Annotated in this window: 7 protein-coding genes and 2 tRNA genes; 7 read left to right on the top strand and 2 right to left on the bottom strand. The window is 70.0% G+C overall.

All coding sequences use genetic code 11. The features are described from left to right. The first annotated feature begins 212 nt into the window (after window positions 1-212). A complete protein-coding gene (locus tag ACFWI8_RS32675) occupies window positions 213-953 on the top strand; it encodes a M23 family metallopeptidase (RefSeq protein ID WP_387098976.1) in 741 nt (246 codons plus the stop codon). Here the strand turns inward: ACFWI8_RS32675 and ACFWI8_RS32680 are convergent. Continuing rightward, entirely contained in the window at window positions 901-2031 is a 1131-nt protein-coding gene (locus ACFWI8_RS32680) for an acyltransferase family protein (protein WP_387098978.1), read from the bottom strand. The genes ACFWI8_RS32675 and ACFWI8_RS32680 overlap by 53 nt on opposite strands. A gap of 506 nt (window positions 2032-2537) precedes the next feature. On the opposite strand from ACFWI8_RS32680, the gene ACFWI8_RS32685 reads away from it, so the two are divergent. Next, window positions 2538-2753 (top strand): hypothetical protein, encoded by a 216-nt coding sequence (locus ACFWI8_RS32685; RefSeq protein ID WP_132815626.1) that lies wholly within the window; start codon window positions 2538-2540, stop codon window positions 2751-2753. Window positions 2754-2809: 56 nt separating this feature from the next. On the opposite strand, the gene ACFWI8_RS32690 is transcribed toward ACFWI8_RS32685, so the two are convergent. Beyond that, window positions 2810-2880, bottom strand: a tRNA-Gly gene (locus ACFWI8_RS32690). Window positions 2881-3009: 129 nt separating this feature from the next. On the opposite strand from ACFWI8_RS32690, the gene ACFWI8_RS32695 reads away from it, so the two are divergent. The 5 genes from ACFWI8_RS32695 to clpX all read left to right on the top strand — a co-directional run bounded on the left by ACFWI8_RS32695 (window position 3010) and on the right by clpX (window position 7693). Continuing rightward, window positions 3010-3086, top strand: a tRNA-Pro gene (locus ACFWI8_RS32695). Between the two features lie 113 nt (window positions 3087-3199). Beyond that, the gene (tig, locus tag ACFWI8_RS32700; RefSeq protein WP_387098980.1) at window positions 3200-4606 is read left to right on the top strand and encodes a trigger factor; all 1407 of its coding nucleotides are present in this window, start codon (window positions 3200-3202) and stop codon (window positions 4604-4606) included. 212 nt (window positions 4607-4818) lie between these two features. Next, entirely contained in the window at window positions 4819-5433 is a 615-nt protein-coding gene (locus ACFWI8_RS32705) for an ATP-dependent Clp protease proteolytic subunit (protein WP_387098982.1), read from the top strand. 64 nt (window positions 5434-5497) lie between these two features. Beyond that, window positions 5498-6148 (top strand): ATP-dependent Clp protease proteolytic subunit, encoded by a 651-nt coding sequence (locus ACFWI8_RS32710; RefSeq protein ID WP_387098984.1) that lies wholly within the window; start codon window positions 5498-5500, stop codon window positions 6146-6148. Window positions 6149-6397: 249 nt separating this feature from the next. Beyond that, window positions 6398-7693, top strand: coding sequence for an ATP-dependent Clp protease ATP-binding subunit ClpX (gene clpX, locus ACFWI8_RS32715; protein ID WP_132930608.1), 1296 nt, complete (start codon window positions 6398-6400; stop codon window positions 7691-7693). Window positions 7694-7880: the final 187 nt, after the last annotated feature.

The following is a 7880-nucleotide window of genomic DNA, read 5'->3' on the forward strand; positions in this document are numbered from 1 at the left end:
GAAGACCGCCCGGACAGGACCTCGGCGGCGGGGGGTCACCCGGCGGGGCGGAATGTGCCCACGCGCCGCTGACGCCCCGACAGGCCGGGCTGAACTGCGCCGATGAGCGGGGTCCGGCGTGCGGCGCTGTGCGCCGATCGGCGGTGCGGCCGGCGCCGCGGCGGATGCGGGACCCGCCGGGTGGGCGTTGGCTCGGACCCATGAGCCACTCCATGAGACGGCATCGGACCAGCGTCCCCGCCCGGCTCGCCCGCCGGGCGCTCGGCGGCGCCGCGCTGGGCGCCGTGGTACTCGTCGGCCCCTGGACGGTCACGGCGGCCGGGCAGGAGCCCGGCGAGCGCGCCCTCCCGGCTCGCGCGCCGCAACACTCGCCCGATGTCCAGCCGTTGGCCCACCCGGGCCCGCCCAGCGCCGGACGGCGCGCCGCCTCGGGGCCGCTGCCCGTCTTCGACGCCGGCCGCCGCGAGACGACCGAGGCGCCCGGCGGCTGGACCAGCCCCGTCACCGGCTTCCCGATGACCGCGCGCTACGCCCAGCCCGGCGGTTGGGCCGCGGGGCACCACACGGGCGTGGACTTCGCCACCCCGGTCGGCACCCCGGTGCACAGCGTCGGCCCCGGCACGGTGCTGGTCGCCGAGGACTCCGGCTCCTACGGCAAGCACGTGGTGACGAGGATGGCCGACGGGCGGTTCGCCCTCTACGCCCACCTCGACGAGATCGCCGTCACCGCCGGGCAGTCGGTCGAGGGCGGCACCCGGCTCGGCGACTCGGGCAACACCGGCAACAGCACAGGACCGCACCTGCACTTCGAGGTACGGGCCGGCCGCGCCTACGGCACCGACGTCGATCCGATCGCCTACCTCGCCGCCCACGGCGTCGCCGTCGACGAGCGGGGCGAGGTCAGCCGGACCGCACCGGCCGCCGGCTCGGGGGACGCCGCGCCTCCTGCGTGAACGCCCAGTCCATCGAGGGCTCCACGAGGAAGCGGAAGGCCCGCCGCACCGGGCTGGTGCACAGCGCGGTGATGACGGCGGCGCCGATCAGGGTGACGGCCACGTGGCCCGCAGGGGTGCCGACCCAGCCCGCCTCGTACCAGTCCCACCAGCGGGAGCCCTTGGCGATGAACCCGTGCAGGAGGTAGCCGTAGATGGTGCCGGCGCCGAGCGCCGTGAACCAGGTGGCGCGGGTCGGGACGAGCGCCAGGAAGGCCGCCGTCAGCACGAGCCCCGCGGCGAACAGGCCGAGCGTGGCGACCACCCCGGCCCAGGCGTCGGCACCCATCTCCTGGGCGCTGTTCGTCCGGTAGAACCAGCTGTGCTCCACCTGGGGCGAGACCCAGAACGCGGCCGCCAGACCGGTCGCCAGCACCGCCACCGCCAGCGGGCGGGCGGACGGCCGGCGCAGCAGCTCGAAGTGCTCGGGCCGGAGCAGGAGGCCGAGCACGAAGAACGGCAGGAACTGCAGCACCCGCTGGATGTTGAGGTCGTCGCCGAGGTGCGGCGAGACGGACGCGAGGGTCGCGATCACCAGCGCGATCGGCAGCGGCCAGCGAACGACCCGCCAGATCGGCGAGGTGAGCCGCCAGACGAAGAGCGCGATCAGGAACCAGGTGACGTAGTAGGGGTCGAGGAGGCTGAACGGGTAGTCCGGGTCGTCGTCACCCCAGCGCTTGAACAGGATGTAGCCGACCTCGAACAGCAGGTACGGCAGCCCGATGCCGGTGATGAGGCGCTTGAGCTGTTCGGGGCGGCCGGTGTAGCCGCGCGAGAAGTAGCCCGCGAGCAGGATGAACGCGGGCATGTGGAAGGTGTAGACGAAGTCGTAGAGGGCGGCGGCGGTGCGCGAGTCACCGCGCAGTGGGGTCCACGCGTGCCCGATACCGACCAGCACGATCGCCAGGTACTTGGCGTTGTCGAAGTAGGGGTCCCGCGGCTTGACCCGAGGTGGACCGTCCGTGACCGTCGGTGGGGGGTCGGCCGCCGTGGCCCGAGCCGCGGGCAGGGAGGCTTCTTGATTACGGACGTGCAACATTGTCCGCACGATAGCGCTTCCTCGTCGCCCCCGTAAATTCACCCGCCGGCATGCCGCGCGACGCCCGGCGAACACGTCGGAGATTCGAAACCATTCCGTGAAAATCCCCGGGACTTTCGGGGGAGTGGCCGAGATGTCCCCCCTCCCATGCCCGGAATGTTGGGATGTGCCCGGCTTAAATGGGGCGTATCGATCGGTGTCTGTCGCCCCGTCGTCACAGACTCGCCGGCCGGGAATGGCATTTCGAGCGGGGCGCTCCGGCTATCGGCGAACTCCCGTGAGATCGACGGTGAATTCGGCGTGCGGCGCGGTCCGACAGCTAACGGACGGGTAACGGGCCGCCTCGGTACCCAGGGTGACCGGCGAGCGTGTGACATGGCCGGACACGGCGTCATCGCCCTCCACGAGAGGCCCAGTTGATGGCACGATGGTCCCAGCGGGGGTGTGGCGGCCGTGGTCAAGCCCCTGAACGGAGCGAGGCGGACCTCTCGAAGGTGTGATCTGTTGTGGTTATCTCATTCTCCCTGGCCCTGCTGTTCGGAGTGATCATGTTCTTCATGATCCGGGGCGGCGCCATAAGGTGGGGACCGGCCATCGTGGCGATCCTCTTCGGCTTCTCCCTCGCCTCCACGGGCGCCGCCGACCCCATAAACGACTTCCTGACGTCGATCACCAACGGTGTCAACGACGTCGACGACTCCATCAACAGCTCGGGCGACTGACGCCACGGCCGGCCATGACGAAGGCCCGGCCCCCCGAGGGGAGCCGGGCCCGGCTGAGCGGGCGACGGGAATCGAACCCGCGTAGCTGGTTTGGAAGACCAGGGCTCTACCATTGAGCTACGCCCGCGCTTCGGCCGGACCAACACGCGTTCCGGCACGGGCAGCATCGTACCAGCGCGTCGTCCTGGCCGAACCGGGGAAAGTCCCCGCGTGCGGCGCTGTACGCTACGAGGCGCGTCGTGAGCCACGACCACGGCGGGGTGTGGCGCAGCTTGGTAGCGCGTCCGCTTTGGGAGCGGAAGGCCGTCGGTTCGAATCCGGCCACCCCGACCACGTACTATGAGTAGCCTGCTCGGCCGCAGTGTGTCCGCCACCCGGCCGCCGCACAGGATCAGCTCAGGATCGCAACGCAACCTCCCCAGATGTCAGCCCCAAGGAGACCTACCGTGAAGAGCGCCGTGGAGACCCTGAACCCCACCCGGGTTCGGCTCACTGTCGAGGTGCCCTTCGAGGAGCTCAAGCCCAGCCTCGACGCGGCGTACCGGAAGATCAACCAGCAGGTCCAGGTGCCCGGGTTCCGCAAGGGCAAGATCCCGGCGCGCATCATCGACCAGCGGTTCGGGCGCGGAGCTGTCCTGGAGGAGGCCGTCAACGACGCGCTCCCCAAGTTCTACACCGAGGCGGTCACCGAGGGTGACCTCAGCCCGCTCGGCCAGCCCGACGTGGACATCACCGAGCTCCGCGACAACGAGCTGCTGACCTTCACGGCCGAGGTCGACATCCGCCCCGAGATCACCATCCCCGACTACTCGGGCATCTCCGTCACGGTGGACGCCGTCGAGGTCGCCGACGACGAGGTGGACGAGGTCGTCGACCGGCTGCGCGAGCGTTTCGCCTCCACAACCGTGGTCGAGCGCGCCGCCGCCGACGGCGACGTCGTGAAGATCGACCTGGAGGCCCGGGTCGACGGCGAGGTGCTCGAGGACGGCGTGGCCAACGGCGTCGACTACACCATCGGCTCGGGGCAGATGCTCGACGGGCTCGACGAGGCGGTCATCGGCCTGGAGGCCGGCTCCACCGCCACCTTCACCAGCGAGCTCAAGGGCGGCTCCGCGGCCGGCCGCGAGGCCGAGATCTCGGTCACCGTCACCACCGTCTCCGCCCGCGAACTGCCTGAGCTCGACGACGACTTCGCCCAGCTCGCCAGCGAGTTCGACACCCTGGACGAGCTGCGCGCCTCGCACCGTGAGCGGCTCGCGGAGGAGAAGAAGTACCAGCAGGCCACCGAGGCCCAGGAGAAGGTCCTCGACGCGCTGCTCGAGCTGGTCGAGGTGCCGATCCCGCAGAAGCTCCTCGCGGACGAGATCGAGACCCGCAAGCACAACCTGGAGCACCACCAGCTCGCCCAGCTCGGCATGGACCTCGAGGGCTACCTCAAGCTCCAGGAGAAGACGGCCGAGGAGTACGACGCGGAGCTCAAGGAGCAGTCCGAGAAGGGCATCCGCACCCAGTTCGTGCTCGACGAGATCGCCAAGGTCGAGAAGCTGAGCGTCAGCCAGGACGAGCTCACCGAGCACCTGGTGCGCCGCTCGCAGTCGTCCGGCATGAGCCCCGACCAGTTCGCCAAGGCCGTGGTCGAGGGCGGCCAGGTCCAGGTGCTGGTCGGCGAGGTCCGCCGCGGCAAGGCGCTGGCGACCGTCGTCGAGTCGGTCACCGTCACCGACTCCGAGGGCAACGAGGTCCGGCTCGACGAGGACGAGGTCGAGGAGACCACCGAGGCCACCGCCGAGTCCGCCGAGAGCGCGGCCGAGGCCGCCGGCGAGGGCGAGTCCGAGGCCAAGTCGCAGGACTGAGCAGGGCATCCGGGGCCGGACGCGAGGCGCGTCCGGCCCCCTCTGCTCCCCTGGCGCAGGCGCGTCGGCGGGCCACCCTGCGCTCACAGCGAACAGTTCCCTGGTCGGGATGGGTCCGTCAGCACCGCGCGTTAGGGTCCCTAGGTACAACCCAGATGTCGAGCGACGGTCAGGCGAAAGCCGGGCCGTTATGAGAATGAGCAGGTGGATACGTGACGCTCATGAAGCCCTCCGCCATGGCGGAGCCAACGCACGGCGGCCTCGGCGATCAGGTCTACAACCGGCTCCTCGACGAGCGGATCATCTTCCTCGGGCAGCCGGTCGACGATGACATCGCCAACCGGATCACCGCCCAGCTGCTGCTGCTGGCCGCGGACCCCGAGAAGGACATCTTCCTCTACATCAACAGCCCCGGTGGCTCGATCACGGCGGGCATGGCGATCTACGACACCATGCAGTACATCAAGAACGACGTGGTCACCATCGCCATGGGCCTCGCCGCCTCGATGGGCCAGTTCCTGCTGACCGCCGGCGCCCCCGGCAAGCGCTTCGCGCTGCCGAACGCCGAGGTGCTGATCCACCAGCCCTCGGCCGGCCTGGCCGGTTCCGCCTCGGACATCAAGATCCACGCGGAGCAGTTGCTGCGGACCAAGCGCAAGATGGCGAAGCTGTCCGCCCAGCACTCGGGGGTCAGCGAGGAGCAGTGGGAGCGCGACGCCGACCGGGACCGCTGGTTCAGCGCCGAGGAGGCCAGGGACTACGGCCTGCTTGACCGGGTCATCACCAGCGCCGCCGACATCACGGGCGGCGGCGGCACGGGCGCCTGATCGCCGGCACCACCGGCCGACCACAGCCCCGATCGCAGCCCAACACCAAGGCGGTACAGAGAAGATGAACAACATCCCCGGTTCCGGTATCTACGACCGACTCCGCGCCGAGGGCCGCTACGTGGTCCCGCGCTTCGTCGAGCGCACCTCGCAGGGTGTGCGCGAGTACGACCCGTACGCCAAGCTCTTCGAGGAGCGGGTGATCTTCCTCGGCGTGCAGATCGACGACGCGTCGGCCAACGACGTGATGGCGCAGCTGCTCTGCCTGGAGTCGATGGACCCGGACCGCGACATCCAGATCTACATCAACAGCCCGGGCGGCTCGTTCACCGCGCTGACCGCCATCTACGACACCATGGAGTTCGTGAAGCCGGACATCCAGACGGTGTGCATGGGCCAGGCGGCCTCCGCCGCCGCGGTCCTGCTGGCGGCCGGCACCCGCGGCAAGCGGATGGCCCTGCCCAACGCGCGGATCCTGATCCACCAGCCGTACAGCGAGACCGGGCGCGGCCAGGTCTCCGACCTGGAGATCGCGGCCCGTGAGGTACAGCGGATGCGGGTGCAGCTCGAGCAGATGCTGGCCAAGCACTCCAACACGGCGATCGAGCAGGTCCGCGACGACATCGAGCGGGACAAGATCCTCACCGCCGAGGAGGCCGTGAGCTACGGTCTGGTGGACCAGATCGTGACCACCCGCTCCACCACCGCGGTCTGAGCGCGGCCTCCCGGCCGCGTCACACCGCGCCACAAGGCACCACCTGGCACCACACCGTACGACCCAGTAACACACAACAGGCGACAACCGAGACGAACGACTGGCCGCCCCCTTTGGGCGGGAAGGCCCCGGGACCGGGGATTCCCGTCAAGGGGGGCCTATCCGCCGGGGCGACAAGGTACCGTCGTCTTCAGGCAAGCACGAGTGCACCGTCTCCCCGGCGGTGCGCAGGCGAAGGGGAAGCACCTCGTGGCACGCATCGGTGACGGCGGCGATCTGCTCAAGTGCTCGTTCTGCGGCAAAAGCCAGAAACAGGTGAAGAAGCTCATTGCGGGTCCGGGGGTCTACATCTGCGACGAGTGCATCGAGCTCTGCAACGAGATCATCGAGGAGGAGCTCGCCGAGTCCTCCGAGTCCGAGCTCGGTGAGCTGCCGAAGCCGCGGGAGATCTTCGACTTCCTGGAGAGCTACGTGGTGGGCCAGGAGGATGCCAAGAAGGCGCTCTCGGTGGCCGTCTACAACCACTACAAGCGGGTGCGGGCCAGCGAGGCCGACGGCCAGTCCAGGGACGAGGCCATCGAGCTCTCCAAGTCCAACATCCTGCTGCTCGGCCCCAGCGGCTCGGGGAAGACGCTGCTCGCCCAGACCCTGGCCCGGATGCTCAACGTCCCCTTCGCCATCACCGACGCCACCGCGCTCACCGAGGCCGGCTACGTCGGTGAGGACGTGGAGAACATCCTGCTCAAGCTGATCCAGGCGGCCGACTACGACATCAAGAAGGCCGAGCAGGGGATCATCTACATCGACGAGATCGACAAGGTCGCGCGCAAGAGCGAGAACCCGTCGATCACCAGGGACGTCTCCGGGGAAGGCGTCCAGCAGGCCCTGCTGAAGATCCTGGAGGGCACCACCGCCGCGGTGCCTCCGCAGGGTGGGCGCAAGCACCCGCACCAGGAGTTCCTGCAGATCGACACCTCGAACGTGCTCTTCATCGTGGGCGGCGCCTTCGCCGGCCTCGACGAGATCGTGCGCGCCAGGTCGGGCGCCCGCGGCATCGGCTTCGGCGCCGACATCCGCTCCAAGCGCGACCGCGGCTCGGCCGAGCTGCTGCGCGAGGCGCTCCCCGAGGACCTGGTCAAGTACGGCATGATCCCCGAGTTCATCGGCCGGCTGCCGGTGATCACCTCCGTGCAGAACCTGGACCGGGAGGCGCTGCTGCGGATCCTCGTCGAGCCGCGGAACGCGCTGGTCAAGCAGTACCAGCGGCTCTTCGAGATCGACGGCGTCGAGCTCGAGTTCACGCTGCCGGCGCTGGAGGCCATCGCCGACCAGGCGATCCTGCGCGGCACCGGTGCCCGGGCGCTGCGGGCGATCATCGAGGAGGTGCTGATGTCGGTGATGTACGAGGTTCCGTCCCGGCCCGACGTCGGCCAGGTGGTGATCACCGAGGACGTGGTCAGGTCCAACGTCAACCCGACGCTGGTGCCGCGGTCCCGGCTCGCCAAGCAGCGCGGCTCGGTGCCTCCGCACGAGAAGACGGCGTGAGCGCTCCGCTGAGGAGCGTGGAGGTGACCGCGGGCCGGCAGTGACCGGTCACGGGCACGCGCCGGTCACGGCGAGGTCGTGACGAGGGCGGGGGGGCCCCCCGCTCGCCCCGGGGGGGGCCCCCCCAGGAGGTGGGGGGGCGGTGGCAGCAGCGGGGCCCCGGGGACGAGGGCGCCCCCCCGGCCCC

Origin of the sequence: Streptomyces sp. NPDC127098, assembly GCF_042722465.1 — a bacterium.
Taxonomy (GTDB): Bacteria; Actinomycetota; Actinomycetes; order Streptomycetales; family Streptomycetaceae; genus Streptomyces; species Streptomyces millisiae.